Origin of the sequence: Microbacterium sp. NPDC056044, assembly GCF_042267145.1 — a bacterium.
GTDB lineage: Bacteria > Actinomycetota > Actinomycetes > Actinomycetales > Microbacteriaceae > Microbacterium.
Genome location: NZ_JBHJWZ010000001.1, coordinates 1 through 26,736, shown reverse-complemented (window position 1 = coordinate 26,736; position 26,736 = coordinate 1). Strand labels below are relative to the sequence as shown.

The 26,736-nt window shown below is 71.4% G+C and carries 27 protein-coding genes and 1 tRNA gene; 5 read left to right on the top strand and 23 right to left on the bottom strand.

Features of this window, described 5'->3' with window-relative positions; all coding sequences use genetic code 11:
* Positions 1-27: 27 nt before the first annotated feature.
* Positions 28-1,020, top strand: coding sequence for a LacI family DNA-binding transcriptional regulator (locus tag ACFC1I_RS00140; protein WP_376005639.1), 993 nt, complete (start codon positions 28-30; stop codon positions 1,018-1,020).
* 116 nt (positions 1,021-1,136) lie between these two features.
* On the opposite strand, the gene ACFC1I_RS00135 is transcribed toward ACFC1I_RS00140, so the two are convergent.
* From ACFC1I_RS00135 to ACFC1I_RS00120, 4 genes are all read right to left on the bottom strand, one after another.
* Positions 1,137-2,285 carry a LacI family DNA-binding transcriptional regulator gene (locus ACFC1I_RS00135; protein WP_376005637.1) on the bottom strand — a complete coding sequence of 383 codons (1,149 nt, stop codon included), beginning with the start codon at positions 2,283-2,285 and terminating at the stop codon, positions 1,137-1,139.
* A gap of 148 nt (positions 2,286-2,433) precedes the next feature.
* The gene (locus tag ACFC1I_RS00130) at positions 2,434-4,062 is read right to left on the bottom strand and encodes an FAD-binding protein (protein ID WP_376005635.1); all 1,629 of its coding nucleotides are present in this window, start codon (positions 4,060-4,062) and stop codon (positions 2,434-2,436) included.
* Positions 4,059-4,853, bottom strand: a complete 795-nt coding sequence (locus tag ACFC1I_RS00125; protein ID WP_376005634.1) for an SDR family NAD(P)-dependent oxidoreductase — start codon at positions 4,851-4,853, stop codon at positions 4,059-4,061. The genes ACFC1I_RS00130 and ACFC1I_RS00125 overlap by 4 nt, the downstream gene beginning before the upstream one ends.
* Positions 4,854-5,025: 172 nt before the next feature.
* Positions 5,026-5,099 (bottom strand) — tRNA-Pro (locus ACFC1I_RS00120).
* A gap of 131 nt (positions 5,100-5,230) precedes the next feature.
* Between ACFC1I_RS00120 and ACFC1I_RS00115 the strand changes: the two genes are divergently transcribed.
* Entirely contained in the window at positions 5,231-5,818 is a 588-nt protein-coding gene (locus ACFC1I_RS00115) for a GNAT family N-acetyltransferase (RefSeq protein WP_376005632.1), read from the top strand.
* A gap of 43 nt (positions 5,819-5,861) precedes the next feature.
* Here ACFC1I_RS00115 and ACFC1I_RS00110 read toward each other — a convergent pair whose 3' ends face one another.
* Complete coding sequence (locus tag ACFC1I_RS00110) at positions 5,862-7,043, bottom strand: low temperature requirement protein A (RefSeq protein ID WP_376005631.1); 1,182 nt, start codon at positions 7,041-7,043, stop codon at positions 5,862-5,864.
* Between the two features lie 37 nt (positions 7,044-7,080).
* Between ACFC1I_RS00110 and ACFC1I_RS00105 the strand changes: the two genes are divergently transcribed.
* Positions 7,081-7,758: a lysoplasmalogenase gene (locus tag ACFC1I_RS00105; protein ID WP_376005630.1), complete on the top strand. Its 678-nt coding sequence runs from the start codon at positions 7,081-7,083 to the stop codon at positions 7,756-7,758.
* Positions 7,755-8,153, top strand: coding sequence for an RNA-binding S4 domain-containing protein (locus ACFC1I_RS00100; RefSeq protein ID WP_376005628.1), 399 nt, complete (start codon positions 7,755-7,757; stop codon positions 8,151-8,153). The genes ACFC1I_RS00105 and ACFC1I_RS00100 overlap by 4 nt, the downstream gene beginning before the upstream one ends.
* A gap of 9 nt (positions 8,154-8,162) precedes the next feature.
* Here ACFC1I_RS00100 and ACFC1I_RS00095 read toward each other — a convergent pair whose 3' ends face one another.
* Positions 8,163-9,065 carry an NUDIX domain-containing protein gene (locus tag ACFC1I_RS00095; protein WP_376005626.1) on the bottom strand — a complete coding sequence of 301 codons (903 nt, stop codon included), beginning with the start codon at positions 9,063-9,065 and terminating at the stop codon, positions 8,163-8,165.
* Positions 9,066-9,155: 90 nt separating this feature from the next.
* Between ACFC1I_RS00095 and ACFC1I_RS00090 the strand changes: the two genes are divergently transcribed.
* On the top strand, positions 9,156-9,593 hold the full coding sequence (locus tag ACFC1I_RS00090; RefSeq protein WP_376005624.1) for a GNAT family N-acetyltransferase: 438 nt from the start codon (positions 9,156-9,158) through the stop codon (positions 9,591-9,593).
* A 52-nt stretch (positions 9,594-9,645) separates the two neighbouring features.
* Here ACFC1I_RS00090 and der read toward each other — a convergent pair whose 3' ends face one another.
* The 17 genes from der to ACFC1I_RS00005 all read right to left on the bottom strand — a co-directional run bounded on the left by der (position 9,646) and on the right by ACFC1I_RS00005 (position 26,600).
* Positions 9,646-11,181 (bottom strand): ribosome biogenesis GTPase Der, encoded by a 1,536-nt coding sequence (der, locus tag ACFC1I_RS00085; RefSeq protein ID WP_376005623.1) that lies wholly within the window; start codon positions 11,179-11,181, stop codon positions 9,646-9,648.
* A gap of 1 nt (position 11,182) precedes the next feature.
* Positions 11,183-11,911 (bottom strand): (d)CMP kinase, encoded by a 729-nt coding sequence (cmk, locus tag ACFC1I_RS00080; protein WP_376005621.1) that lies wholly within the window; start codon positions 11,909-11,911, stop codon positions 11,183-11,185.
* On the bottom strand, positions 11,904-13,010 hold the full coding sequence (locus ACFC1I_RS00075) for a prephenate dehydrogenase (protein WP_376005620.1): 1,107 nt from the start codon (positions 13,008-13,010) through the stop codon (positions 11,904-11,906). Before ACFC1I_RS00075 ends, cmk begins: the two co-directional genes overlap by 8 nt.
* Positions 13,011-13,781, bottom strand: coding sequence for a pseudouridine synthase (locus tag ACFC1I_RS00070; protein WP_376005619.1), 771 nt, complete (start codon positions 13,779-13,781; stop codon positions 13,011-13,013).
* Positions 13,778-14,392, bottom strand: a complete 615-nt coding sequence (scpB, locus tag ACFC1I_RS00065) for an SMC-Scp complex subunit ScpB (protein WP_376005617.1) — start codon at positions 14,390-14,392, stop codon at positions 13,778-13,780. Before scpB ends, ACFC1I_RS00070 begins: the two co-directional genes overlap by 4 nt.
* Positions 14,382-15,203 (bottom strand): segregation and condensation protein A, encoded by an 822-nt coding sequence (locus tag ACFC1I_RS00060; protein ID WP_376005615.1) that lies wholly within the window; start codon positions 15,201-15,203, stop codon positions 14,382-14,384. The genes scpB and ACFC1I_RS00060 overlap by 11 nt, the downstream gene beginning before the upstream one ends.
* Entirely contained in the window at positions 15,187-16,077 is an 891-nt protein-coding gene (locus ACFC1I_RS00055; RefSeq protein WP_376005613.1) for a ParA family protein, read from the bottom strand. The genes ACFC1I_RS00060 and ACFC1I_RS00055 overlap by 17 nt, the downstream gene beginning before the upstream one ends.
* 128 nt (positions 16,078-16,205) lie before the next feature.
* Positions 16,206-16,721, bottom strand: coding sequence for a septum formation family protein (locus ACFC1I_RS00050; protein WP_376005612.1), 516 nt, complete (start codon positions 16,719-16,721; stop codon positions 16,206-16,208).
* An 89-nt stretch (positions 16,722-16,810) separates the two neighbouring features.
* A complete protein-coding gene (gene xerD, locus ACFC1I_RS00045) occupies positions 16,811-17,761 on the bottom strand; it encodes a site-specific tyrosine recombinase XerD (protein ID WP_376005610.1) in 951 nt (316 codons plus the stop codon).
* A gap of 66 nt (positions 17,762-17,827) precedes the next feature.
* Entirely contained in the window at positions 17,828-18,415 is a 588-nt protein-coding gene (locus ACFC1I_RS00040; RefSeq protein WP_376005609.1) for an NUDIX domain-containing protein, read from the bottom strand.
* Between the two features lies 1 nt (position 18,416).
* Complete coding sequence (locus tag ACFC1I_RS00035) at positions 18,417-20,114, bottom strand: CTP synthase (protein ID WP_376005608.1); 1,698 nt, start codon at positions 20,112-20,114, stop codon at positions 18,417-18,419.
* A 17-nt stretch (positions 20,115-20,131) separates the two neighbouring features.
* Positions 20,132-21,823: a DNA repair protein RecN gene (gene recN, locus ACFC1I_RS00030; protein ID WP_376005607.1), complete on the bottom strand. Its 1,692-nt coding sequence runs from the start codon at positions 21,821-21,823 to the stop codon at positions 20,132-20,134.
* Positions 21,820-22,839, bottom strand: coding sequence for an NAD kinase (locus tag ACFC1I_RS00025; RefSeq protein WP_376005605.1), 1,020 nt, complete (start codon positions 22,837-22,839; stop codon positions 21,820-21,822). The genes recN and ACFC1I_RS00025 overlap by 4 nt, the downstream gene beginning before the upstream one ends.
* Positions 22,836-23,636 carry a TlyA family RNA methyltransferase gene (locus tag ACFC1I_RS00020; protein ID WP_376005604.1) on the bottom strand — a complete coding sequence of 267 codons (801 nt, stop codon included), beginning with the start codon at positions 23,634-23,636 and terminating at the stop codon, positions 22,836-22,838. Before ACFC1I_RS00020 ends, ACFC1I_RS00025 begins: the two co-directional genes overlap by 4 nt.
* Positions 23,633-23,791, bottom strand: a complete 159-nt coding sequence (locus ACFC1I_RS00015) for a hypothetical protein (RefSeq protein ID WP_376005602.1) — start codon at positions 23,789-23,791, stop codon at positions 23,633-23,635. The genes ACFC1I_RS00020 and ACFC1I_RS00015 overlap by 4 nt, the downstream gene beginning before the upstream one ends.
* A 53-nt stretch (positions 23,792-23,844) precedes the next feature.
* Positions 23,845-24,882, bottom strand: a complete 1,038-nt coding sequence (locus ACFC1I_RS00010) for an HAD-IIA family hydrolase (protein ID WP_376005600.1) — start codon at positions 24,880-24,882, stop codon at positions 23,845-23,847.
* Positions 24,882-26,600: a primosomal protein gene (locus tag ACFC1I_RS00005; protein ID WP_376005598.1), complete on the bottom strand. Its 1,719-nt coding sequence runs from the start codon at positions 26,598-26,600 to the stop codon at positions 24,882-24,884. The genes ACFC1I_RS00010 and ACFC1I_RS00005 overlap by 1 nt, the downstream gene beginning before the upstream one ends.
* Positions 26,601-26,736 lie beyond the last annotated feature (136 nt).

The window sequence follows — 26,736 nt, the reverse complement described above, 5'->3', positions numbered from 1 at the left end:
CACGCGCAAGTCACTGAGGAGAGGGAAATGCCGGGAGCACCGACCAAGCGAGTCACCGCAGCCGATGTTGCCCGCTCGCTGGGCCTCTCCCGCGCCACGGTCGGGTTCGTGCTCAATGACACTCCCGGTCAGACCATCCCTTCCGGAACGCGCGACCGTGTGCTGGCGGAAGCGAAGCGGCTGGGCTATCGCGCGAACGCGGCAGCGCAAACATTGGCGAGCGGCAAGAGCCGGATCATCCTGCTCGTGCTTCCCGACTGGCCGATGGACTACAGCATGCGGACGCACCTCGACGAGGCGTCCCTCGCACTGGACGAAGCCGGTTATACGCTGGTCACCATGACCCCGCACCCCGGGGGCCGGGCCCGGCCATTGTGGGAGACGCTGCGCCCGGACGTCGTGATGGGCATGGTGCCTTTCACTCAAGAACAGCTCGACCAGATCCGCGGCAGTGGTGTGCCGCAGATCATTCCGCCGGTAGCGGCCGGCGAGGAAGGCGCCGTGGGCGACCTCGGATACACGGACGGCCCCCGCATGCAGGTGGAGCACCTCCTGGACCGCGGCTGCAGGCGGTTGGCCTTCGCCGCATCCGCCGATCCCCGCATCGCCGATCTCGTCGCGCAGCGACGTGCGCTCGCCCGCCACACCCTGTCGACGCTGGACGGCTCGACGCTGGCCGCCGAGGCCGCAATCACCGAATCGAACGCTGCAGATCAGCTGCGCAGCTGGATCGACCAGGGCGTCGACGGCATCGTCGCCTACAACGACGACATCGCGGCGATAATGCTCGGCGCTGCCCTGCGCTCCGACCTCGCGGTTCCCGGCCGGCTCGCGATCGTCGGCCACGATGATACGCCGCTCGCACGTCTCGTCGTCCCAGCGCTCTCCACTGTGCGCGTCGACAACGCCGGTCTGGGTCGGTATCTCGCAGAGCTCGCCCTCAGCGCAGCAACGGGTTCACCTCCCCCGCTCGCCGGCCCAGAGACCGACGCCCACCTCATCATCCGCGAGACGAGCTAGCCACCGCCGAGGAACGACGCAGGCGGATGCGTGGCCGCCCGAAGGATGCTCTGAGCGCCTCTCGGGTGGAGGCCCAGCCAGCCCGACCGGAGACGGGCGAGCGCATTCCGCGTCCGTCAGGTGGTCTCGCGGCGCACCAGCTGCACGTCGGCGGACGGCCCTGCCGACGGCCGCTCGCCGCCTTCCACCGCGGCCACGGCGACCAGGGCGAGGTAGCGGCCGAGGCCCGCAGCATCCACTCGCACGCTCGAGAGCGCCGGAACGAGAAGTCCTGCGAGCGGCGTGTCGTCGTGGCCGACGATCGCCAGCCGGCCGGGCACGTCGACGCCCTGCCGCAGCGCCGCCGCGAGCAGGCGCGCCGCGACGTCGTCGTTGTAGGCGACGACGGCGTCCACTCCGTCGGCGACCCAGCGGGCGATGACGTCGCCCGCGTTGTCGGCGTTGAACGCAGCCACCGCGGCGAGTTCGAGGCCGGCCGCGCCGAGGGTCGCAGCGGTGAGGTGCTGACGCTGCGCCGCGAGATCGGCGAGGCGCAGGTCGTCGGGTGCGGCGAAGGCGATCGTGCGCCGGCCCTGCGCCAGCAGATGCTCGACCTGCACGCGAGGTCCGTCCGCGAAGCGGAGGTCGAGTTCGAGTTCCAGCGAGCCCCTGCCCGGCACGAGCGGGATGGCCCCCGACGACGCCACTGCGGCGTAGCGCTCGTCGCTGAGGGGCGTCAGCGACAGCACGACATCGGGGCTGAGGCTCTGCCAGAGGGGCACGGCCTGCCCGTCGGGGTGGGGCGTCATCGTCACGAGCGAGTAGCCGACGCGATCAAGGGTGAGCGACGCCTCGTCGATGTTCGCGCGCATCGAGTGGTCGAGCGGCCAATCCGGGAGCACGAGGAGGACGATGCGGCTGCGGCCGCTGGCGAGGGCGCGCGCCGCGGTGTGCGGCCGGTACCCGAGGCGCTGGGCCTCGTCCAGGACGCGGCGCTTGGTGGCCTCCGAGATGCTCTGACCCGGCGTGTTGTTGAGCACGAACCCGACCGTCGCGCGAGACAGCCCGAGCGATCGAGCCACGTCGGCCGCGGTCACCCGCTTGCTTGCGCGATCCGTCTGCGCGGTCATCGTTCTCCTGTCGATCGCCTGAACTCTACCCGTCGGGCGCACGCTGCGGTCCTCGTGCAACTCGGTCGACGGCGAGTGGTCGAGCTCGAACCGAGAGCCTGCGGCCCCGGAGAAGCCTTCGCCGAGGCGGCCGCTGCCGGCCTCGCCATCGATCATCGCGTGATCGGCGGGACGACGCACGGGTTCCTCGACAAGCCCGCGTCCGACGGGTTCGCGCGCGGCGTCGCCGCCATCCACGACTGGCTCACCGCTGCGGCGGGGTTCAGCGCGCGGTGAGCGTCGGGCGCGCGGTCGCTCCCTCGATTCAGTCGGCGAGCTGCCGTGAGACGCGTGCGGAGGCATACTCGCCGGCGCGGCGGCCGCTGAACACGCAGTCCGCGAGCGACAGCCCCGACACGTAGCCGTTCGCGCAGATGCCGACGGCGTTGCGACCCGCCGCGTAGAGGCCGTCGATCGTCGACCCGTCTGCGCGCAGCACGCCGCCGGTGCGCTCGTCCACGACCAGCCCGCCGAGGGTGAGGCCCGGGAGCGGGTAGTAGATGACGTTCTGCGCCGAGATGTCGATCGCGTAGAACGGCCCGCCCTCGATGGGCGCGCAGTACTCCGGCGCCTTGTGGAACGGGTCGCCGAGTCCCGAGCTGAGGCCCTCGTTGTAGGCAGCCGTCGAGGCGCGCAGGCCCGCCGGATCCACGCCGATCTTCGCGGCCAGCGCGTCGAGGGTCGATGCCTTGCGGTACCCGAACAGGAAGAGCGGGATCAGCTGCAGGAGCTGGAACGACTGCGTCTGGGTGCGCAGCTGCGCGCGTGCCCGGCGCCACGTGGCAGCGTCGCAGACCAGCCAGCCGCGGCCGCCGTGGTGGCGCATCATGATGTCGCCGTGCGCCGCGCCGTAGAGGTCCTCGTTCGCGATGCGCGCGCCGTCCTGGCCGACGGCGATCCCCTCGAGCAGGGCGCTCGGGGGTGTCAGGAACCGCCACGCCGTGACGTTGCCCATTTTGCCCGTCGCGGCGCCGACGGACTGGCCGAGACGGATGCCGGCCCCGTCGTCGCCCGGCGTGCCGAGCGGGCTGATGTCGACGAACTCCGGCGCGTGCTCGCGGACCCATTCCGGATTGTTGATGAAGCCGCCCGCTGCCAGTACCACCGCGTCGGCGTACGCGGTGTGCGACTGCGCGCTCTTCTCCCAGAGCGCGTCGGCCCTGTCGGTGAAGAGGCGGCCGATGGGAGGCATCCAGTTCCCGATCTTCCCGCCCCACCCCAGCAGGCGTCGGTGTCGTGCCGCACCGCGGGAATCGGGCGACAGGGAGCGGAACCGCACGCCGGTCACGCGTGCGCCGTCGAGCACGAGCTCTTCCACGCGCGCCGCCGTGATCGCGGTGACGCCCTTCGCGGCGGCCGACGCGGCGAGCGCCGTGAACATGACCTTGCCCGACGAGAGGCCCTTGGCCAGTGCGCGGTGCCCCCGTGGCGCCGGCTCGGCGACGTCCTTGTAGGGGTGCGCCTTCTCGTTGCCCGAGTAGTACAGGTAGTGGTCGTCGGTGGGGTACGAGGTCTTGTACTCGGGCACACCGCCGGCGAAGCGGACGCCGTGGTCCTCGAGCCAGGTGACCGTGTCGACGCTGGTGTCGCAGAAGCGGCGCAGCGTCTCGGGCGAGACGGCATCCCCTGTCTCGCGTGCGAGGTACCGGTACATGTCGTCGACGGTGTCGTCGTAGCCCGCTGCCCGTTGATACGTGGTGCCGCCACCGGCGTAGACGACGCCGCCCGACAGCGCGCTCGCACCCCCGCCGTAGGCGCGGTCGATGACGAGCACCCGCGCTCCCCGCTCAGCGGCTTCGATCGCCGCCGAAGCGCCGGCCGCGCCGTAACCCACGACGATCACGTCGAACTCGAGACGTGCGCCCACCTCGTTGCGCTCTCCCGCGGCCGTCATGCCGGCAGCACCGACTTCATCTGGCGCGCGACGAAACGCGTCGCGCCGCCGGGGCTGATCCTGACGAGAGCTTCGAGGATCGCAGCATCCTGTCCGATGAGGATGCGGAAGCGGCCCTTCTCGATCCCCGCGATGATCTTGCGGCCCGCCGCCTCGGGCGTCGTGGCGCGGACGGCGCGCTCCCCCGCCTCGATCATCGTCACGCCCGAGTTACCCGTGAGGTCGGTGCTGACATTGCCGGGGAAGATCGTGCACACCTCGACGCCGGTGCCCTGCAGCTCGGCGTAGAGGCCCTCGCTGAACTGCTTCACCGCGCCCTTGCTCGCGCCGTACATGGTCTGCGACGCGAACGGGATCAGTGCCGAGAGGCTCGACATGTTCGCGAGCACCGCCTGCGGGCGCTCCTTCAGTGCGGGGAGGAACGCGCGGCACACGTTGACGGTGCCGTCGAAGTTGATGCGCATCACCCGGTCGGTCTCGGCCGTGTCGAGGTCGGCGACGTACGCGAAGCGGTGGATCACGCCGGCGATGTTGACGACACCGTCGACGGCGCCATGCCGCGCACGCACCTCGTCGGGCAGCGCGTCGACAGCCGCCCGGTCGGTGACGTCGACGACGTGCGTCGACAGCCGATCGCCGGCATCGGCGAGTCTCGCGGTCTCGGCGAGTCCGTCCGGCCGGAGGTCGACGGCGGCCACGGTGGCACCCTTGCGGATGAGCCCGATAGCGACCTCTCGCCCCATGCCGTTGCCCGCGCCTGTGACGACGAAGACCCGGTCGGCGATCTGCATGGCAACTCCCTCGTCGCGGCTGATCTCTGCGGCCCGCACCGCGGTTCGCGGCACGGCCGAAGCCCGTTGGCACGACCCAACCAGATCAACGCCGGGTTGAGGGCGGCGCGTTCCCGATCACCGGGATGCGACGAAGAAGGGCCGGGATTCCGTAGAATCCCGGCCCTGTCTGTCGGGATGACAGGATTTGAACCTGCGACCCCTTGACCCCCAGTCAAGTGCGCTACCAAGCTGCGCCACATCCCGTTGAACCCGCTTGCGCGTGGACAACTCCCCCATCCTACCCGCTCCGCGGAGGCCTCGCGAACCGGCGGGCGCCCGGGCGTGGCATCCGTCGATCGCTTGCCGCTGTCGGTGGCCGGCGTTAGCGTCTCGACATGGTGAACATCAGCATCGAACCGGCCACCGCAGATCGCTTCGACGATGCGCAGCACGCGCTCAGCGGCGGGGGCGACGGGCACGGCTGCCAGTGCCAGTGGTGGATGATCACGAACGCCGAGTGGCAGAAGACATCGCAGGAGCAGCGGGAGGGACTCCTCCGTGACGAGATGCACGCGCAGCCCGCGCCGGCGCTCATCGCCTACGTCGACGGCGAGGCGGCCGGCTGGGTGCGGGTCGGGCCGCGCACGAAGCAGGTGCGGCTGGGCCGCACACGCAACTTCACCGGCGCCTCGGAGGAACCATGGGACGACGACTCGGTCTGGTCGGTGAGCTGCTTCGTCGTCCGCAAAGAGCACCGCAACCAGGGCCTCAACGGGAAACTGCTCGACGCGGCGATCGACTATGCGCGCACGAGCGGCGCGCGGGTGATCGAGGCGTACCCGCTCGACCCCGCTGCGGGCAAGAAGATCCCCGTCAACGACCTGTACCACGGGGTGCTGTCGACGTTCGAAGACGCCGGGTTCCGCGAGGTGGCACGACCCAAGCCGCACCTGGCGATCGTGTCGCTCGACCTCGCCGGCTGACCCCGCACCGTGGACGAGCGCGGGAGCGCAGCATCCGTCCCCGTCACCGCACCGGTGACACGGACTCCCGGCGCACGCGGTCGACCTCGAGCACGACGACCACGCCCACGAGGAGCGCGGCGGCGACGACGTACTCCGCCGACGGCAGGAGCCCTGCGAGCCCGATCAGCACCGCGCCGCAGAGCACGGCCGCCGACGCCCAGCGCGACAGCGTCGCCCGCAGCAGCACGATCCACGAGGCGGCCACGACGATGGCGATCGGCATCGTGAGCGCGAGGCCGGCGATCGCATGCGGGATCTCGGTGTGCCCGGTGATCTCGTCGATCTCGACCTCCACTCCCGCCGACACGGCGCCCACGGCCGCGAAGATCATGTAGTGCAGGTAGCCGAAACGGAAGGCAGACTTCCTGCCCTCGAGCCGGTGCTGCTGCTCACGGGAGAAATAGACCCACCAGATGCCCGCGGTGACGACGATGCCCGAGATCGCGAGTGTGACGAGCTCCTGCGTGTGCTCGCCCTCGCTCAGCGCGTCGATGATCGCGTTCGCCGAGGCGAGCAGGCTCTCGCCGAGGAGCAGCAGCGTGAAGAGGCCGTAGCGCTCCGCGATGTGGTGCGGGTGCCACGCGGTGCGGCCCGACGACTCGCCCCACACCGGCACCAGCAGCTCGACGGCGACGAGCACGAAGAACGTCCAGAACTGCGCCGCCTCGTCGAGCAGGTAGATGCGCGCGACCCACAGCACCTGCACCACGGTCACGCCGAGCGCCATGCGCAGTGCGGTCCGACGCGATTCGGGATCGGATGCTGCGGCCCGCAGCCACTGCGCCACCATGGCCAGTCGCATGATGACGTAGCCCCACGTCACGACCAGGAAGTCGAAGTCGACCATCGCGGCGTGCACACCCGCCGCGAGCACGAGCACGCCGCCCATCTGCACGATCGTGAGCACGCGGTACAGCCAGTCGTCGGTGTCGAAGGCCGAGGCGAACCACGTGAAGTTCATCCACGCCCACCAGATCGCGAAGAACACCATGAGGTACGCGAGCACGCCCTGGCCGACGTGATCGTCGCTGATGAGGTGGTGCAGGTTCTGCGACGCCTGCGACACTGCGACGACGAAGACGAGGTCGAACAGCAGCTCCAGCGGCGTCGCCACGCGGTGCGCGGCTGTCGTGTCGCGTGCGGACATCCGGACGAGGCCCATCCGAGCCAGCACATCGGTCATGCGACGATTATGGTTGCCCTGCGTATCGAGGAGGATCATGCGTCGGCTCTGGATCGGGTTCGCGCCGTTCATCGCGGTGTCAGTCGTGCACGTCGCGGCGCTCGCTGTCGGCTCGGACGTGGTCGCCGCGCCCACGAAGCTCGCCCTGATGCCGCTGCTCGGGCTCGCGGTCGTCTGGGGCGCGTGGGGGTCCGCCTGGACGCCCGCGCACACCCTGCTCGTGGTCGCGATCGGGCTCTCGTGGCTCGGAGACGGCGCCGGCACGTTCGTGCCGTGGCTGCCGACCGTGCCGATGATGCTCCTCTTCTTCGGCCTCGCACACCTCTGCTACATCTGGCTGTTCTGGCGGGTGCTGGCCGTCCGCCGCGTGCCGTTCTGGGCCGCTGCGTACGCCGTCTGGTGGGTCGTGCTCCTCGCGGTGCTGTGGCCCCACCTCGGCGGGCTCGCCATCGCCGTCGCGATCTACGGCCTGGTGCTGGGCGGCACGGCTTTCGCGGCGTCGCGAGGCCATCCGCTCATCGTGTGGGGCGGCGTCTTCTTCCTCACGTCGGACTCGGTCCTCGCGTTCCGGCTCTTCACGCCCGACGCGATGCCCGACTGGACGAGCCCGCTCGTCATGCTCACCTACTGTCTCGGCCAGGGCCTCATCGCGGCGGGTGTGCTGGTGACCGTGCGGGCGCGCACCGCCGCGCGCACCCCGGTGGTGACGCCGTGACCGATGCCACGGCCCCGGCGAAGCCGGTGCGCGTGGACGCCTGGCTCTGGGCCATCCGCATCTACAAGACGCGGTCAGCCGCGACGACGGCATGCCGCGCCGGGCATGTGCGCGTCAATGGCGAGCGGGCGAAGGCTGCGCAGAACGTGAAGCCCGGTGACGAGGTGCGCGTGCGCATCGACGGGTTCGACCGCATGCTGGTGGTGCGGCAGACGATCTCGAAGCGCGTCGGCGCGCCGCTCGTCGCGACCGCCATGGAGGACCGCACTCCGCCGCGCGACCCCGCTCCCCTCCTCGCACAGCGCGACCGCGGCGCCGGCCGCCCCACAAAGCGCGAGCGTCGCGAGATCGACCGCCTGCGCGGCCGCGACGACGACTGGGCGCCCGGCGAGTAGAGCCGCGGGTCAGTCTCCGAGCAGATCGAGCAGCCAGCGCGCGCCGCGGACGGCGGCTCCGGCATCCGTCGCCCGCTCCGCCAGCCCGCGGTCGCTCGTGACCACCGTCACCCGGCGCCCTGCGGCGACCTCCTGCTGCGCCGCCGCGACGATCGCGTCGTCACCGGATGCCTCGGCCCGCACGACGCCGATACCCGGGGTTCCCGCCACCCCGCGTGCCTGCCCCTCGACGACCGCCGTCCACTCGGGATACCAGGTCTGCTCGGCAAGCTCGAGCGCGGAGCCCGGCACGCCGCGCGCGGCGAGCTCGTCGATGCGGCCGATCAGCCGGGATGCCGCGCCGGGGCGGTCGCGCCACCAGCCGTCGGGCACCGACCCCATGACGTTGGCGATGTCGACGACGACCGCGGGCCGCACGTCGATCAGACTCCGCAGGCGCTCCCACGAGGCGGCGAAGCCGGGGTGCAGCGGGTAGCGCGTCACCTCGTCGACCGGCACCCAGGCGAGCTCGCGGCTCTCGGGGTCGCTGATGGTGGGCTCGAAAGGGGTCACGACATCGCCGACCACGGTCGTGTAGCTCCAGTAGCCGAGATCGAAGACACTCAGCACGCGAGGCTGCACCGCGGTGCCGGGCACGCCCGCCTCCTCAGCGGCCTCGCGCAGCGCGCCCTCGGACGCCGACTCGCCCTCGTGGCGCGCGCCGCCCGGCAGCGCCCAGGTGTCGCCGAAGTGGCTCCACGAGACGCGGTGCTGCAGCAGGATCCCGCGCTGCGCGTCGATCGCGAGCAGCCCCGCCGCACCGAACCGGCCCCAGTACCGCTCCCCCGTCGGCGCCACGACCCACGCGTCCCCCGGGTTGCGGGGCCCGTGCGGACGCCGGGGCTCACCGGGGGCGGGAGGCTCGATCGTCACCCTGCCAGCCTGTCACACCCGCCGCCGCGCACGGCCGCATGACCGCGCGTGACCGCGTCGCACCGCCCGCGCATCCGACAGAATGGCGGGATGCCGGACGACCTCTACGAACTCGACGACGATCCCGCCCGCATCCAGCGGGACGCCGTGTGGGCGTGGCTCTCGACCGAGGCGTACTGGGGCGGATGGCGCACCCGCGCGCAGGTCGAGACGCAGCTCGACAACGCGTGGCGCGTGGTCGCCGCCTACCATCGCCCGACGGGCGAGCTGGTGGGCTTCGCGCGCGCCGTCTCGGACGGAGTCGGCTTCGCCTACCTGGCCGATGTCTTCGTCGTCGACGCACACCGCGGACACGGACTCGGCAAGCGCCTCATCCGCCTGATGATCGACGACGGCCCGGGCGCCGACATGCGGTGGACGCTGTTCACCGGCGACGCGCACGGCCTCTACCGGCAGTTCGGCTTCGCCGAGCCCGACGCCACCGCGATGGTGCGCCCGGCTCGCTACGGCCACGGCGAGCAGGCATGAGGGAATGACGGATGCCTCGGGCCGAGGCATCCGTCATTCACGGAACTCCGCGTCAGCGCTGGCGACGCTCGCGCACGCGCATGTTGATCACGATCGGCGAGCCCTCGAACCCGTACAGCTCGCGCAGGCGTCGCTGGATGAAGCGGCGGTAGCCGGGGTCGAGGAAGCCTGTCGTGAACAGCACGAAGGTCGGCGGGCGCGTGGACGCCTGGGTGCCGAACAGGATGCGGGGCTGCTTGCCGCCGCGCAGCGGGTGCGGGTGCTCCGCGATGAGCTCGGTGAGGAAGGCGTTGAACTTGCCCGTCGGGATGCGCTGATCCCACGACTCGAGGGCGGTCTCGAGCGCCGGCACGAGCTTGTCGAGGTGGCGGCCGGTGCGGGCGGAGATGTTGACGCGCGGCGCCCACTGCACGTGCGCGAGGTCCTGCTCGATCTCGCGCTCGAGGTAGCGGCGGCGGTCCTGGCCGTCCATGTCGTCGTCGTTCAGGCGATCCCACTTGTTGTAGGCGATGACGAGCGCACGACCCGACTCGAGGACGAGGTCGATGATGTTGAGGTCCTGCACGCTGATCGGCTGCGTGACGTCGATCACGACGATCGCGACCTCGGCCTTCTCGAGCGCGGCCGACGTGCGCAGCGACGCGTAGAAGTCGGCGCCCTGCTGCAGATGAACGCGCCGGCGGATGCCGGCAGTGTCGACGAAGCGCCAGAGCTTGCCGCCGAGTTCGACGATCTCGTCGACGGGGTCGCGGGTAGTGCCCGCGAGCTCGTTGACGACGACGCGCTCTTCGCCCGCGGCCTTGTTGAGCAGCGACGACTTGCCGACGTTCGGGCGGCCGAGGATGGCGACGCGACGCGGGCCGCCGATCTCGGCCTTGGCGACCGCCGACACGTCGGGCATGACCTTCACGACCTCGTCGAGGAGGTCGGCGACGCCGCGTCCGTGGATGGCGGAGACCGGCCACGGCTGGTCGAGGCCGAGGTTCCAGAGCGCCGCGGCCTCGGGCTCCTGGCGGGCGTCGTCGATCTTGTTCGCGACGAGGAAGACCGGCTTGTTGGCCTTGCGGAGGAGGCGCACCACGTGCTCGTCGGTCGCGGTGGCGCCGACCATCGCGTCGACGACGAACAGCACGACGTCCGACAGGTCGATCGCGACCTCGGCCTGCGCGGCGACGGAGCGGTCGATGCCCTTCGCGTCGGGCTCCCACCCGCCGGTGTCGACGAGCGTGAAGCGGCGGTCCATCCACTCGGCCTTGTACGTGACGCGGTCGCGCGTGACACCGGGGGTGTCCTCGACGACGGCTTCGCGCCGGCCGAGGATGCGGTTCACGAGCGCCGACTTACCGACGTTCGGGCGACCGACGATCGCGACGACGGGCAGCGCCGGCAGGAACTCGATGCCGTCCTCGCCGCGGACGATGCCGGCGAGCAGCGCCGCGTCTTCGTCGTCGAGGTCGTAATCGTCGAGGCCGACGCGCAGGGCGACGGCCCGCTGCTCGGCGAGCTCGTCGTCGAGGTCCGCGAGGTTCTCGGCGAGGTGGTCGTCGGCCGGCTCGAACTCGTCGAACTCGGCGTTGTCATCAGCCATCTCAGGCTCCTGTCTGCAGTGGGTCGACCGCCGGCGCGCGGAGCGCGGCCTGGATCACGCCGAGCACGGCGTCCACGGTCTGGTCGAAATCGAGGGGCGTCGAGTCGACCACCTCGACGCCGGGCGCGGCGGTGAGGAAGTCGACGACCGCCGAGTCGGAGGCGTCGCGCTGGTGCAGGGCGGCGGCGACGGCCGCGGCATCCTGTGTGGTCAGCTCGGCACTGCGGCGCGCGGCCCGGATCTCGGGCGCGGCCGTGAGGAGGATGCGCACCGGCGCGTCAGGGGCGACGACGGTCGTGATGTCGCGGCCTTCGACCACGACGCCCGGTCGCCCCGAGTGCGCCACGAGCGCACGGAACAGCGCGTTCACCGACTGCCGCACCGCGGGCACGCGCGCGACGCCGCTCACGGCGTCCGAGACGCGCGGCTCGCGGATCGCGTCGGTCACGTCGGCCTGACCGACCCGCACCCAGTACGCGTCGGGGTCGAGCGAGATCGCGTAGTCGAAATCACCCGAGACATCGAGGACGGATGCTGCGTCCGACGTGTCGATGCCGCGCTCCAGCGCGTGCCACGCCAGCGCGCGGTAGGCGGCGCCGGTGTCGAGGTAGCCGTAGCCGAGGCGCCGGGCGACCTGCTTCGAGACGCTGGACTTGCCGCTGCCGGCGGGTCCGTCGATCGCGACGACGACGGGGTCGGGCCCCGGCTTGGTGATCGCGGGGTCAGTCATTGGTGGTGCTCGCAATCTTCCAGCCGCGCGACTCGAGACCGTCGATCGCCCGGCGCACCGCGCTCGGGACGACGCTGATCTCGGCGAGGCCGAACTGGGCGCCGGGCGAATGCTCCAGGCGCAGGTCTTCCACGTTCACGTCGAGCTCGCCGAGTTCGCCGAACAGGCGCCCGAGCTGGCCGGGCGTGTCGTCGACCATCACCACGACCTGGTCGTAGCGGCGGTTCTGCCCGTGCTTGCCGGGGAGGCGCTCGACGCCGTCGTTGCCGCGGCGGATCGTGTCGGCGACGGCACGACGTGCCCCCGGCGCGTCGGGCTCGCGCAGCGCATCGGCGACGGCGGTGAGGTCGGCCGCGATCAGGTCGAGCACGTCGACGACGGGCGCGGCGTTCGCGCCGAGGATCTGCACCCACAGCTCAGGAGCCGACGCCGCGATGCGCGTCGTGTCGCGGACGCCCTGGCCGGCGAGGCGCAGCGAGCCGTCGGGCGCGTCGACGAAGCGGCCGGCGAGGAGGCTGGCGACGAGCTGCGGCACGTGCGAGACGAGCGCGACGCCGCGGTCGTGGTCTTCGGGGGTCATCTCGATCGGCGTCGCACCGAGGTCGAGCGCGAGGGCCTCGACGAGGGCGAGGTCGGCCGACGGCGTCTCTTCGTCGCGGCAGACCACCCAGGGGCGGCCGACGAAGATGTCGGCGCGGGCCGAGATCGCTCCCCCGCGCTCGCGACCCGCGAGCGGGTGCGAGCCGATGTAGTGCGTGAGGTCGACGCCGCGCTCGCGCAGCGCGCGGAGCGGTTCGAGCTTGACGCTCGCGACGTCGGTCACGACGGCGCGCGGGTAGCGCTCGAGCTCGCGCTGGATGACATCGGCCGTGACATCCGGCGGCACGGCGACGACGACCAGCGACGGCTCGTCGTCTTCGGCGGCACGGCGGCCGGCGCCGTAGTCGATCGCGAGGCGCAGCTGTGCGGGCGACGTGTCGTCGAGGGCGACATCGAGGCCGCGCGCGCTGAGCGCATGGCCGATGCTCGCGCCGAGGAGGCCGGCGCCGACGACGCGCACCGTGCCCTGCACGCGCGGAGCGAGGGAGGTCGCTGTCACTTAGTCCTCCTGTTGACCTGCGGCTTGGCGCGAAAGAGTCAGCAGAGCGCCCCGCTCCACTTTAGTCAACTCGCGGGCGCGCCCGGCTGGCAGCGTTCCCAGGTGCAGCGGGCCGAACTGGCGGCGCACGAGTTCGACGACGGGATGCCCCACCTCGGCCATCATGCGGCGCACGATGCGGTTGCGCCCCGAGTGGAGGGTGAGCTCGACCAGCGACCCGCCGCCCTCGGCCGACGACGACAGCAGCCGTGCCTTGTCGGCGGAGATGGGGCCGTCCTCCAGCTCCACGCCGCGCAGCAGCTTCTGGACGGTCTGCGGCGTCACGACGCCCTCGACCTTGGCGATGTAGACCTTGGTCACGCCGAACGACGGGTGCGCGAGCACGTGCGCGAGCTCGCCGTCGTTGGTGAGCACGAGCAGACCGCTGGTCTCAGCATCCAATCGCCCCACGTTGTAGAGGCGCTCCTCCCAGTCCTTCGTGAAGCGGCGGAGGTCGGGGCGGCCGCGGTCGTCCTTCATGGAGCTCACGACGCCGGTGGGCTTGTTGAGCATGACGTAGCGCTTGGACTGGTCGAACTGGACGGCGGTGCCGTCGACGTCGACCAGGTCGTTCTCGGGGTCGACGCGCGAGCCGAGCTCGGTGACCACCGTGCCGTTCACACGCACGCGCCCTTCGACGATGAGCTGCTCGGCGACGCGCCGCGACGCGACCCCCGCGTTCGCCAGGGCCTTCTGAAGGCGCACGCCCTCGGTGGATTCGGCGCCGGTCATCGTCGCACTCCTTCGTCCAGGTTGTCGCCGACCTCGTCCGCCCCGTCGAGCAGCGGCGAGATGTGCGGCAGTTCGTCCAGCGAGTTGATGCCGAGGTGCACGAGCAGCGCGTCGGTGGTGCCGTAATTGATGGCGCCGGTCTCGGCGTCGGCGAAGAGCTCCGTGATGAGTCCGCGCGCGAGCAGCGTGCGCACGACGGAGTCGACGTTCACGGCACGGATCGACGCGACCTGGCTGCGGCTGACCGGCTGCTTGTAGGCGATGACCGCGAGGGTCTCGAGTGCCGCCTGCGACAGCCGCGACGGCGCCTGGCCGCCGACGTACTCGCTGACGAGGTCGTCGAGCTCCTCACGGACGTAGAGGCGCCAGCCGCCGCCGACCTCGCGCAGCTCGAAGCCGCGCACGGGGCCGCCGGACTTGCCGTCGTAGTCGTCGACGAGCGTCTCGATGGCCTGCCGCACCGCGGGCACGGGCGCGCCGACGGCCGCCGCGAGGCTCACCAGGCTCTGCGGCTCCTCGACGATCAGCAGGATCGCCTCGAGCCGCCGTGCGACGTCGGTCACGGTGACGGCGGGCGGCGTGCTCTCTGCGGTGGTCGGGTCATCGGTCATAGTCGGCTCCCAAAGTGGCGAGGTTCTCGTCGCTCCAGCGCTGCGCGCTCCAGCGGAGGGTCAGCTCGCCGAGCGGCTCGAGCTGTTCGAACGACAGGGCGGCGTGGCGGTACAGCTCCAGCACCGAGAGGAAACGGGCGACTACCACTCCCGCCTGGCCGACGCCCGCGATGAGCTCGCGGAACGTCAGGGACCCGGCATCCCGCAGCAGCGTCACCACGATCGCGGCCTGCTCGCGGATGCTCACCAGCGGTGCGTGCAGGTGGTCGAACCCGATGCGCGGGATCTCCTTCGGCGTCATCGCCAGCAGCGCCAGCGCCCCGAAGTCGTCGGCGCTCAGCGACCACACGAGCTCGGGCACGGCGTTGCGGTACTTCTCGTCGAGGCGGACCGAGCGGGTGTGGCGCACCGCCTCACGGCGCAGGCACCGCTCGAACCACGTCGAGACCTCCTTGAAGGCGCGGTACTGCAGCAGCCGCGCGAACAGCAGGTCGCGTGCTTCGAGCAGCGCGACCGACTCGGCGTCGACGAGCTCGCCCTGCGGAAGCAGTCCCGCGACCTTCATGTCCAGCAAGGTCGCGGCGACGACGAGGAACTCGGATGCCTCGTCCAGCTCTTCGCCCGGACCCACCTGCCGCAAGTAGGCGATGAACTCGTTGGTCACGAGCGACAGCGACACCTCGGTGATGTCGAGCTCGTGCTTCGAGATCAGGGTGAGGAGGAGGTCGAACGGCCCGTCGAAATTCGAGAGCGCGACCCGGAATCCCTCCCCGGCCGGTGAGCCTGCCGAAGCGTCAGGCGACAGCGCCACGGGCGACCAGCTCCCGCGCCAGTCGCAGGTAGGCCTGCGCGGCGGCGTGCTCCGGCGCGAACTCGGTGATCGGCATGCCCGAGACGGAGGCGTCGGGGAACTTGACGGTGCGGCCGATGACGGTCTCGAGCACGTCGTCGCCGAAGGCGTCGACCACGCGCTCGAGCACCTCGCGCGAGTGGAGCGTGCGCGCGTCGTACATCGTGGCGAGCACGCCGTCGAGCGTGATCGTGGGGTTGAGACGGTCACGCACCTTGTCGATCGTCTCGATCAGCATCGCGACGCCGCGGAGGGCGAAGAACTCGCACTCGAGCGGGATGACGACGCCGTGGCTCGCGGTGAGCGCGTTGACCGTCAGGAGGCCGAGCGACGGCTGGCAGTCGATGAGGATCACGTCGTAGTCGCCCGTGAGCTTGCGGAGCGCCCGCGACAGCGTCTGCTCGCGCGCGACCTCGTTGACGAGGTGCACCTCGGCAGCCGACAGGTCGATGTTCGCCGGGATCACGTCGAGGTTCTCGACGCGCGAGTGCACGATGACCTCGTGCGGGTCGCGCTTGCCGTCGAGCAGCAGGTCGTAGATCGTGGGGATCTCGTGGGTCTGGATGCCGAGACCCGCCGACAGCGCCCCCTGCGGGTCGAAGTCGACCGCGAGCACCTTGCGGCCGTAGCCGGCGAGGGCGGCCGCGAGGTTGATGGTGGTCGTCGTCTTGCCGACGCCGCCCTTCTGGTTGCACAGCGCGATGATGCGAGCGGGACCGTGGCCGTCGAGCTTCGGCGGAGTGGGGAAGCCCTGATAGGGACGACCGGTGGGTCCGATGGGGACGTCAGACTCCGAGGCCTTCGCCGGTCTGGTCTTCGCCGTGCTGTCCGCCACCGTGCTCCCGCTTCCTTGTGCTCGCTCGATCCTAGTCGGCTGTTGGGCAATCGTTCAGCAAAGCGCCGCCTCAGCGGCACATGGACCTCAGGTGCCGGCGCCCGCGGAAGCGGGCGCCGGGAGGCCCGTCAGCGCGCCGCGCCGGCGAGGGTGCCGGTCAGCTGCCCCGACGGATCCCACGCGATGCACAGCACCTCGCGGTCGCCGTCGCTCCACGACCCGTCCGTCGGATACATCGGCCAGTAGTCGAGCGTCGACTCCTCGTACGCGATGCCCACGAACGTCGCGAACTCGGCCACGCAGACGTTGTCGGCTTCGGCGAGGATCGCGTCCTGACCCGGATACTCGCCGTCGGCCAGCACGTAGGCGTGGTACACCTCGTCGTCGTGCGGCTCCGCGCACGGCACGACAGGCACGTTGCTGACCTGATCGGTCGTGTCGAGGTCGGCGGTGTTCAGGCAGTCGCCGACGCGCACGGCGAAGACGTCCGCGTTGTCGACCTGCTCGGTGACCTCGCCGGTCTCGGCGTCGCGCACCGGCTGCGAGGCCGGCATGAGCTGCTCGACGATGGAGCAGCCGCTCAGCGACACCGCCGCAGCGACGACGACTGCCGCGAGCGAGAGGCGTGCACGTGTGTTCTTCATTCGATCCCCCCGGACGAATCGATGGTCCGCCCTCGTGGCGGATCCCCAGCCGCTCAGTCTGTCGGAGATCGCGGCCCGGGGTGAAATCGTCAGCGGGCGCGCGGATGCGACGTCGCGTACACGTCGCGGAGGGCGTCGACCGACACGTACGTGTAGATCTGCGTCGTCGCCACGGAGGCGTGGCCGAGCAGCTCCTGCACGACGCGGACGTCGGCGCCGCCCTGCAGGAGGTGCGTCGCGAACGAGTGCCGCAGGGTGTGCGGCGACACGTGCGCCGTGAGGTGCGCGCGCTCGGCGGCCGACTGGATGATGAGCCAGGCGCTCTGCCGCGACAGCGGTGCTCCCCGCGCGCCGAGGAAGAGCTTCGGCGTCGACCGGCCGCGATGAGAGAGTTCGGGCCGCGCGCGTGTGAGGTACGCGTCGACGGCGGCGCGCGCGTACGAGCCCACCGGCACGATGCGTTCCTTCGAGCCCTTGCCGCGTACCCGGAGCACGTCGCCGTGCGCGGCGTCGTCGACGTCGAGCTGCACGATCTCCGACACCCGCGCGCCGGTCGCGTACAGCAGCTCGAGCAGGGCGCGGTCGCGCATGCCGAGCAGGTCGCCCGCTGCCGCTCCGGGCGCCCCGGACACGTCGGCCTCGGTCGCGGGCGCCGGGCCCGAGGCATCCAACAGGCTCTCGACCTGGTCGATCGTCAGCGCCTTGGGCAGCCGCCGCGGCTGCTTGGGCGGGCGCAGGTTCGACGACGGGTCGGCGGGCTCGATGCCTTCGCGCGCGAGGAACCGGTGCAGGCCCCGCACCGACGACTGCAGTCGCGCCAGCGACGACGCCGCCATGGGCGGCTGCGCGGCGGCGCGGTCGGCGATGAAGCTCGCGAGCGTCACCGACGTGACCGCGGCCGTGTCGTCGACGTGCTGTTCTCGCAGCCAGTCGGCGTACCCGGCGAGGTCGCGCCGGTACGCCGCGACCGTGTTCTCCGACAGGCCGCGTTCGATCGCCACGTGGCGCAAGTACGAGTCCACGGCTCGAGCGATCTGCATGTCAGGCGCCTCCTGTCACGAGGGTCTCACGTTCGGCGGGCCGGTCGGCGCACTCCGGCGGGCTTGTCAGGCTCCCGGGGCGTCCGCCTGGCGGAGACGCTCGGCGGCGGCGAGCAGGCCCACCGCGAGGATGCCGTTGCGCAGCCGCCCCGCGAGGACGCCGGCCACCGCGTCGGCGAGCGGCAGCCACTCGAGGCGGATGTCGGCCTCCTCGTCCTCGCGCGCGTGCACCTCGCTCGCGGGCGTCAGCCCGCGAGCGAGGAACAGGTGGACGATCTCGTCGTTCCCGCCCGGCGTGGTGAAGATGCTCACCAGCGGCTCCCACGACGAGGCGACGAGGTCGACCTCCTCGGCGAGCTCGCGCCGAGCCGTCTCGAGCGGCGTCTCCCCCGCCATGTCGAGCAGGCCCGCCGGGATCTCCCAGTCGCGGTGACGGATCGGGTGCCGGTACTGCTGGATCAGCAGCACCCGCCCCTCGTCGTCGACCGCGACGACCGCGGCCGCCCCGGGATGATCGACGTACTGGCGCACGATCTGGCCGTCGCCGTACGCGACGGTGTCGCTGCGCACGTCCCACACCCGGCCCTCGTAGACCAGGTCGCTGTCGAGGACGGTGGCGTCGACGGGCTCGTCGGCGAGGAGTTCCGGCGTCACGTCAGTCGTTCTCGACCTCGAACAGCTCGCTCGAGCGGTGCCGCTCGAGCGCCGCGCCGACGAGACCGCGGAACAGCGGGTTCGCGTTCGTCGGGCGCGAGCGCAGCTCGGGGTGCGCCTGCGTCGCGATGTAGTACGGGTGCACGTCGCGCGGCAGCTCGACGTACTCGACGAGGTTCAGGTCGGGGTTGATGCCCGAGAACACCAGGCCGGCCTCCGCGATCTGGTCGCGGTAGCGGTTGTTCACCTCGTAGCGGTGGCGGTGGCGCTCCGACGCGCGGTCGCCGCCGTACACCTCGGCCGCGATCGATCCCTCGGCGAGGTCGGCCGGGTACAGGCCGAGACGCATCGTCCCGCCCAGGTCGCCGCTTTCGAGGATGTCGACCTGCTCCTCCATCGTGGCGATGACGGGATGCTGCGTGTCAGGGTCGAACTCGCTCGACGAGGCATCCTCGATCCCGGCGACGTGGCGTGCGTACTCGATCACGATGCACTGCAGGCCCAGGCAGATGCCGAGCGTCGGGATGCCCTGCTCGCGCGCGAACTTCAGCGCGCCGATCTTGCCCTCGATGCCGCGGATGCCGAAGCCGCCGGGGATCACGATGCCGTCGAGCGGGCCCAGCGCCTTGGCCGCGCCCTCGGGCGTCTCGCACTCGTCCGAGGGGATCCAGCGGATGTTGACGTGCGTCTCCTGCGCGAACCCGCCGGCCTTGAGCGCCTCGGTGACCGAGAGGTAGGCATCCGGCAGGTCGATGTACTTGCCGACGAGGCCGATCGTGACCTCGTGCTTCGGGTTGTGCACGGCGTTCAGCACGCGCTGCCAGCGCGACCAGTCGACGTCGGCGGCCTTCGACAGGCCGAGGGCGCGGACGATGTAGTCGTCGAGGCCCTGCTCGTTGAGCATCGAGGGGATGTCGTAGATGCTGGGCACGTCGACCGCGTTCACGACGGCGCCCTCGTCGACGTCGCACATGAGCGCGATCTTGCGCTTGTTCGACTCGGTGACGGGACGGTCGCTGCGGAGCACGAGCGCGTCGGGCTGGATGCCGATGGAGCGGAGCGCGGCGACCGAGTGCTGCGTGGGCTTGGTCTTCTGCTCGCCCGACGCGCCCATGAAGGGCACGAGCGAGACGTGCACGAAGAAGACGTTGTTGCGGCCCAGCTCGTGGCGGATCTGGCGCGCCGACTCGATGAACGGCTGCGACTCGATGTCGCCGACCGTGCCGCCGATCTCGGTGATGATCACGTCGGGCTTGGGGGTCTCGTCGGCCTGCAGGCGCATGCGGCGCTTGATCTCGTCGGTGATGTGCGGGATCACCTGCACGGTGTCGCCGAGGTACTCGCCGCGGCGCTCCTTCGCGATGACCTGCGAGTAGATCTGCCCCGTCGTGACGTTGGCCGCCTGGCTCAGCTCGATGTCGAGGAAGCGCTCGTAGTGGCCGATGTCGAGGTCCGTCTCGGCGCCGTCGTCGGTCACGAAGACCTCGCCGTGCTGGAACGGGTTCATCGTGCCCGGATCGACGTTCAGGTACGGGTCGAGCTTCTGCATCACGACACGCAGGCCCCGGGCGGTGAGGAGGTTTCCGAGGCTGGCCGCGGTGAGTCCCTTGCCCAACGAGGAAACGACACCACCGGTCACGAAGATGTGCTTGGTGGTGTCGTTCGAAGTGTCGCCGCGGGAAGAATCAGAACTCTGCATCACGGGCTTTGATCCTATCAGTCGACTTCGGTGCGAAGGCTGAGCAGCTCGCGTGCGTGCGTGAGCGCGGCGTCGGAATCGGGCATGCCCGACAGCAGGCGCGCCATCTCGGCCTCGCGGTCGGCGCCGTCCAGGCGGCGGACGTCGGATGCCGTGACCGAGCCGTCGTTCGCCTTCACGACGGTCAGGTGGTTGGCCGCGAAGGCGGCGACCTGCGCGAGGTGCGTGACGGCGATCACCTGCGACGACTCCGACAGGCGGGCGAGACGCCGGCCCACCTCGATCGCGGCGGCGCCGCCGATCCCCGCGTCGACCTCGTCGAACACGAACGTCGGCACGGGGTCGACGGCGGCGATCACGACCTCGATCGCGAGCATGACGCGGCTGAGCTCGCCGCCGCTCGCGCCGCGCGAGACGGCCCGCGGCTCGGCGCCCGGGTGCGGGGCCAGCAGGATCGCGACGTCGTCCCGGCCCGATGCGGTCTCGGCGCCGGCGGTGACGGCGACCTCGAGTCGCGCGTCGGGCATCGCGAGCGCCCGCAGTTCCGTGGTGACCGCGGCGCCCAGCCGCGCGGCCGCGTCGGTGCGCGCCGCGGTGAGCACGGCGGCGGCCTCGTCGAGGACGGATGCTGCGGCATCCCGCTCCGCGGTCAGCCGGTCGATCCGATCCGAGTCGTCATCGAGTTCCGCGAGGCGCGACGAGCCGGTGTCGAGAAGCTCGATGGCGGCGTCGAGTGTGCCGTGCGCGCGGACGAGGCCGGCGAGCACGGCGCGACGTTCTTCGACCGCCGCGAGCTCGTGCGGACCGGACTCGTCGAGATCGGCGAGGTAACCCGCCAGCGCCGCCGCGATGTCGGCGACGCGGTAGCCGACGTCGGCGAGCTGCCCGGCGAGTTCGGCGAGCACCGGATCGTGCACGCGCTCGAGCGCGCGCCGCGCCTCGGCCAGCAGGGCGCCGGCGTCGGGTTCGTCGCCCTCGCCCGAGAGCCCGTCGTGGGCGGTCGCGGCGGCGACGCGCAGCTCTTCGGCGTTCGCGAGCCGCTCCGCGCGCGTGGTGAGCTCGGCGTCCTCACCGGATTCCGGTGCGGCCTGCTCGATCTCGGCGAGTTGAACCCGCAGGTCTTCGGCTTCGCGCGCCCGCGCATCGCGATCGTCAGTGAGCTGCGACAGCTCGCGCTCGATCGCGCGCCAGTGCTCGAAGGCACGACGGTAGGTGTCGCGCGCGGTGTGGACGGTCTCGCCGCCGAAGCGGTCGAGTGCATCGCGCTGCGCGGCGGCCGACCGCAGGCGCAGCTGGTCGGACTGCCCGTGCACCACGACGAGCTCGTCGGCGAGATCGGCGAGCACGCCGGCCGGTGCGGCCCGGCCGCCCACGGACGCCCGCCCGCGGCCCTCGCTCGAGATCGAGCGGCCGATGTACAGCTCGGCACGGCCTCCGCCGATCGGTTCGACGTCGCCGCCGGCTTCGCGAACGCGCGCGGCGACGGGTCCGTCCTCCGGGACGATCCACACGCCGTCGACGGTCGCCTGCGGGGCGCCGGCGCGCACCGCGCCGGAGTCGGCGCGCTGGCCGAGCAGCAGCCCGAGCCCGGTCACCACCATGGTCTTGCCGGCACCGGTCTCACCGGTGATCGCCGTGAATCCGGCGCCGATCGGCAGCGTCGCCTCGGCGATCACGCCGAGGTCGCGCAGGCGCATCTCCTCGATCACGGGGCGACCTCGCTGCCGACCACATCGGTGCCGAGGTCCACGGCGGTGGCAGCATCCATTCCCGGCTTCTGCGTCGGCAGCACACCCGTGATGGCCGCCGGACCACGCCAGCCCTCGACCGGCAGGCGGAACTTGCGCACCAGGCGGTCGGTGAACTGCGCGTGGTGCAGGCGCGCGAGACGCACGGGGCGATCGGACCGCCGCACCACGACGCGCGCGCCCGGCGGCAGGTCGTGCGAGCGTCGCCCGTCGCACCACAGGATGCCGGTGCCGTTGGTGCGCTCGAGCACCTCGATCGCGACCGAGTGCTCGGGCCCGACGACGAGGGGCTTCGCGAACAGCGCGTGCGCCGACAGCGGCACGACGGCGATCGCCTCGACGGTCGGCCAGATCACGGGGCCGCCGGCGGAGAAGTTGTAGGCGGTCGAGCCCGTGGGCGTCGAGACGACCATGCCGTCGCAGCCGAAGCTCGACAGCGGGCGGCCGTCGATCTCGACGACGACCTCGAGCAGGCGCTCACGGCTGGCCTTCTCGACGGTCGCCTCGTTGAGCGCCCAGGTCTCGTAGATGACGGAGTCGCCGGTGTCTTTCACCCGCACCTGGAGCGCCATGCGCTCCTCGACCTCGTACTCGCGGGCGATGACACGGCGGACAGCCTCGTCCATGTCGTCGCGCTCGATCTCGGCCAGGAAGCCGACGTGGCCCATGTTGATGCCGAGGACCGGCGCGCTCCCCTCGCGCACGAGTTCGGCGGCGCGCAGGATCGTCCCGTCGCCGCCCAGCACGATCGCGAGCTCGATGTGGGTCACCGGCACATCGATGCCCAGCACGGCGACGTCGGCCAGCGACGGGCCCGCCTGCACGAGGTCTTCGCCGTCGTCGAGCGCGAGCACGGGACGCGCGCCGGCAGCACGCAGCGCGGCGACCACCCGCTCCGCCGCAGAGACGGTGTCGGCGCGATGGGCGTGCGCGACCACCAGGATGCTGCGCTGGGCCTCGGTGTCGGCGTCGTTCATCGGCTCCCCGCCAGTCGGTTCACAGTGCTCAACCATTCTGTCGGATTGCTCCCCCGCCCCGGCGCGAGGTGTGCGATGAACTCGGAATTGCCGTGCGTACCCGCGATCGGGGAGGAGACGAGGCCACACGTGCCGAGCCCCGCGTCCCACGCCGCCCACAGCACGCGCGCGACGGCATCGGCGCGGAGCACGGGGTTCGTCACGAGGCCGCCCTTCACCGCCGTGCGCCCCACTTCGAACTGCGGCTTGATCAGCAGCACGAGATCGGCATCGGATGCCGCGACCCCGCGCGCCGCCGGCAGCACATGCGTGAGCGAGATGAACGACAGATCGCCCGTGATGACCGACGGCGCCTCCGCGACGCCGCTCGCCTCGGCGAGGGTGCCGGCGGTCATGTAGCGGACGTTGAAGCCCTCGACCGCGTGCACCCCGGGATCCTGGGAGACGGATGCCGCGAGCTGCCCATGCCCGACATCCACCGCGATCACCGGCTCGGCGCCGCGCTCGCGCAGCACCTGGGTGAACCCGCCGGTGGACGCGCCCATGTCGAGCGAGACACGGCCGCTGACGTCGACGGCGAAGGCGTCGAGACCCGCAATGAGCTTGTGCGCGGCCCGGCTGACGTAGTGATCGGAAGCCGCCACCTCGATCACGGCGTCGTCCCCGACGGGGGTCGAGGCCTTGACGACGGGACGCCCGTCGACCGTGACCACTCCCTCGGCGATGAGCGTCGCGGCGTGGGTGCGGGAACGCGCGAGGCCCCGGGCGGCGAGAGCGGCGTCGAGGCGGCTCGTCATGACGAGGTGCCCGGGGTCGCCTCGAGGCGGCGGGCGAGCGTGTCGTGGAGCGAGTCGTACGCCTCGGCGCGGGTCTCCAGAGGCTGCGCCTCGATCACCTCGAGGGTCGACAGCAGGTCGCCGTGCTCGTCCTCATGCGCGTCAGGTCGATCCATGTCCTCCAGACTACGGGGGTCGCCCGACACCGCCCGGTTCGCCGCGGCGAGGATCAGGGGCGGTGGAACGGATCCGCGTACAGCCGTTCGGGCACGCGGAAGCCGAAGATCGCCCGCCCGGACGACCAGATCGCCGCCGCGCCCGCGCGCACGAGGTCGACCGGCCGGTCCCCCTCGCTCAGGATGCGGATGTCGGCGCCGTCGATCGCGACGCGTGCGTCTCTGACCGTCGCCACGCCATCCTTCACCTGCACCTCGGGGTACGGCTCATGGAGCTCCCGGAGGTCGCCCAGGATGTACGTCGGGCGCGAGTTCTCGGGGGCCGCGAGCACATGCTTCGGCCGGTCCACGCCGGTGAGCACGAGGGCGGAGGGAATGCCGGCGCGGTTGGCGCCGAGGATGTCGGTATCGAGACGGTCGCCCAGGAACAACGGATGCTGCGCCTCGAACCGTGCGACGGCCTCTTCGAAGATCGGCACCTCGGGCTTGCCGGCGACGGTCGCGAGGCGGCCGACAGCGGTGTGCACCGCGGAGACCAGGGTGCCGTTGCCCGGCGCGATGCCGCGCGACTGCGGGATCGTCCAGTCGGTGTTCGTCGCCACCCACGGGATGCCGCCGTCTTCCTCGGGCGTCTTGAGCGCGAACGCCGCCTCGGCGAGCTGGGTCCAGCCCACCTCCGGCGCGAACCCCTGCACGACCGCGGACGGCGCGTCGTCGGCGCTGCGCGTCACGACGAAGCCGGCCTTCTCCACCTCGACGACGAGCCCGTCGCCGCCGACGACCAGCACGGTCGAGCCGGGCGCGATCTTCTCCGTCAGCAGGCGCATCGCGGCCTGCGGGCTCGTGACAACATCACGCGGCGTCGTCGCGAGCCCGAGTTCGCTCAGGTGCGCCGCGACCGAGGCATCCGTGCGCGCAGCATTGTTCGTGATGTACGCGAGCGAACGGCCGTCACGGGCGCGGTTGAGGCTCTCGACCGCGTGCGGCAGCGCGCCGGCGCCGGCGTAGACGACTCCGTCGAGGTCGGCGAGAACCACGTCGACGCCGTCGAGCGGGGCAGGCGTCGCAGCCCTCCGCCCGAACAACGCCATCAGCGCTCGGCCTCGTCGTCGCCGGGTGCGTCGTCGACGCCCGCCTCCACGAGGATCTCGGCGACCTCGTCGGCGACGGAGACCTCCTCCGGCTCGGCCTCGGTGGGCGCGGACTCGGACTCGGGCGCGGACTGGCCTGGTTCCTCCGTCGTGTCCTGCTCGGCCTCTGCTTCGTCCTCGTCCTCGTCCTCGTCCTCGTCCTCGTCCTCGTCCTCGTCCTCGAAGTCCTCTTCGATGACCTCCTCGACGAAGACCGTCTCGAGGTCGTCGACACCCGACGCCGCGTCGATCGCTTCTGCGGCGATCACCGCACGGCGCTGCCACTCGGCGGCTTCGTCGGTGCGGCCGAGCTCCTCGAGCACTGCGGCGCGGGCGGCGAAGAGCGCCGGGCTCCACTCGAAGGCGCGATCCGGATCGAGCTCGGGGATGTCGAGCTCCTGCAGCGCGCGCTCCGGCTCGCCGAGGTCGAGACGGGCGCCCGACATCGCGATCGCCAGCTCGACGCGCACCGGCGTCTCGAGCGTGGCGCGGTCGACGGCACGGCCGACCTCGAGCGCGCGATCGGCGCGGCCGACACCCCGCTCACTGTCGACCATGAGCGCGATCTGGTCGTCGCGCCCCGAGATGCGCCGGTAGGTGCGCAGCTCGCGCAGCGCGAGCGCGAAGTCGCCGGTGGCATACGCCGTGATGGCGAGCGTCTCGCGCACGACGGCGATGCGGCCGGCGCGGCGCGATGCCGACAGCGCGTGCTGGTGCGCCAGCACCGGGTCCTCGTCGATGAGCTGCGAGGCCATCACGAGGTGACGCGCGACCTCTTCGGCGTTCTCCTTGCTCAGGGTCTTGAGCTCGTTGCGGGCACCGGGCGGAAGGTCGCGCCCGGTGATGTCCGCAGGGATGACCGGGTCGTCGTGCCGGGCACGGACCGGACGGATCTCGCCCTCACGCATCGCGCGGTCGGGGCGGTTCGCTCCCCCGCGCGTCGGACGCGCGGAGCGCTCGGACGGCTTGTAGTCGCCGCCGTCGCGCTTCGCGTAGGGACGGTCGCCGTCGCGCTTCGCATACGGCTTCTGGTCGCCGTCGCGCTTCGCGTAGGGACGGTCACCTTCACGCTTCGCGTAGGGACGGTCACCTTCACGCTTCGCGTACGGACGATCGCCGTCGCGCTTTGCGTACGGCTTGTGGTCGCCGTCGCGCTTCGCGTAGGAACGGTCGCCGTCGCGCTTCGCGTAGGGCTTGTGGTCGCCGTCGCGCTTCGCATACGGGCGGTCGCCATCGCGCTTGACGTAGGGACGGTCGCCGTCGCGCTTCGCGTAGGGCTTGTGGTCGCCGTCGCGCTTCGCATACGGGCGGTCGCCGTCACGCTTCGCGTAGGGCTTGTGGTCGCCATCGCGCTTCGCATAGGGACGGTCACCGTCGCGCTTGACGTAGGGACGGTCGCCGTCACGCTTCGCGTAGGGCTTGTGGTCGCCATCGCGCTTCGCATAGGGACGGTCGCCGTCGCGCTTCGCATAAGGCTTGTGGTCGCCATCGCGCCTCGCGTGAGGCTTCTGGTCTCCGTCGCGCTTCGCGTAGGGACGGTCGCCGTCGCGCTTCGGGTACGGCTTGCGGTCGCCGTCACGCTTCGCATACGGTTTGCGGTCGCTTCCTGCCGACGAGGGCTTGCCGCCGGATCGTTCGCGTGGCGCGCGTCGATCGTCGCGCGGCTCCTGCTCTGCCATTGTTCGATCCTCCTGGATGCGGTGTGCATCGGCAATCACCGTGTTAACGCGGAATGGCCACCCTGCGATGGGTGGCCATTCCGTGAATGGGTGTCCGGCGGTGTCCTACTCTCCCACAGGGTCCCCCCTGCAGTAC

Coding starts and splice junctions, on each gene's coding strand:
- der (WP_376005623.1), bottom strand. CDS start 11,181: ATGGCTGATGACAACGCCGAGTTCGACGAGTTCGAGCCGGCCGACGAC.
- ACFC1I_RS00105 (WP_376005630.1), top strand. CDS start 7,081: ATGCGTCGGCTCTGGATCGGGTTCGCGCCGTTCATCGCGGTGTCAGTC.
- xerD (WP_376005610.1), bottom strand. CDS start 17,761: ATGCAGATCGCTCGAGCCGTGGACTCGTACTTGCGCCACGTGGCGATC.
- ACFC1I_RS00125 (WP_376005634.1), bottom strand. CDS start 4,853: ATGCAGATCGCCGACCGGGTCTTCGTCGTCACAGGCGCGGGCAACGGC.
- ACFC1I_RS00070 (WP_376005619.1), bottom strand. CDS start 13,781: ATGACCGGCGCCGAATCCACCGAGGGCGTGCGCCTTCAGAAGGCCCTG.
- ACFC1I_RS00130 (WP_376005635.1), bottom strand. CDS start 4,062: ATGACGGCCGCGGGAGAGCGCAACGAGGTGGGCGCACGTCTCGAGTTC.
- ACFC1I_RS00020 (WP_376005604.1), bottom strand. CDS start 23,636: ATGACGAGCCGCCTCGACGCCGCTCTCGCCGCCCGGGGCCTCGCGCGT.
- ACFC1I_RS00140 (WP_376005639.1), top strand. CDS start 28: ATGCCGGGAGCACCGACCAAGCGAGTCACCGCAGCCGATGTTGCCCGC.
- ACFC1I_RS00050 (WP_376005612.1), bottom strand. CDS start 16,721: ATGAAGAACACACGTGCACGCCTCTCGCTCGCGGCAGTCGTCGTCGCT.
- ACFC1I_RS00035 (WP_376005608.1), bottom strand. CDS start 20,114: ATGCAGAGTTCTGATTCTTCCCGCGGCGACACTTCGAACGACACCACC.
- ACFC1I_RS00115 (WP_376005632.1), top strand. CDS start 5,231: ATGGTGAACATCAGCATCGAACCGGCCACCGCAGATCGCTTCGACGAT.
- ACFC1I_RS00090 (WP_376005624.1), top strand. CDS start 9,156: ATGCCGGACGACCTCTACGAACTCGACGACGATCCCGCCCGCATCCAG.
- ACFC1I_RS00015 (WP_376005602.1), bottom strand. CDS start 23,791: ATGGATCGACCTGACGCGCATGAGGACGAGCACGGCGACCTGCTGTCG.
- ACFC1I_RS00025 (WP_376005605.1), bottom strand. CDS start 22,839: ATGAACGACGCCGACACCGAGGCCCAGCGCAGCATCCTGGTGGTCGCG.
- ACFC1I_RS00010 (WP_376005600.1), bottom strand. CDS start 24,882: ATGGCGTTGTTCGGGCGGAGGGCTGCGACGCCTGCCCCGCTCGACGGC.
- scpB (WP_376005617.1), bottom strand. CDS start 14,392: ATGACCGATGACCCGACCACCGCAGAGAGCACGCCGCCCGCCGTCACC.
- ACFC1I_RS00005 (WP_376005598.1), bottom strand. CDS start 26,600: ATGGCAGAGCAGGAGCCGCGCGACGATCGACGCGCGCCACGCGAACGA.
- ACFC1I_RS00110 (WP_376005631.1), bottom strand. CDS start 7,043: ATGACCGATGTGCTGGCTCGGATGGGCCTCGTCCGGATGTCCGCACGC.
- ACFC1I_RS00135 (WP_376005637.1), bottom strand. CDS start 2,285: ATGATCGATGGCGAGGCCGGCAGCGGCCGCCTCGGCGAAGGCTTCTCC.
- cmk (WP_376005621.1), bottom strand. CDS start 11,911: ATGACTGACCCCGCGATCACCAAGCCGGGGCCCGACCCCGTCGTCGTC.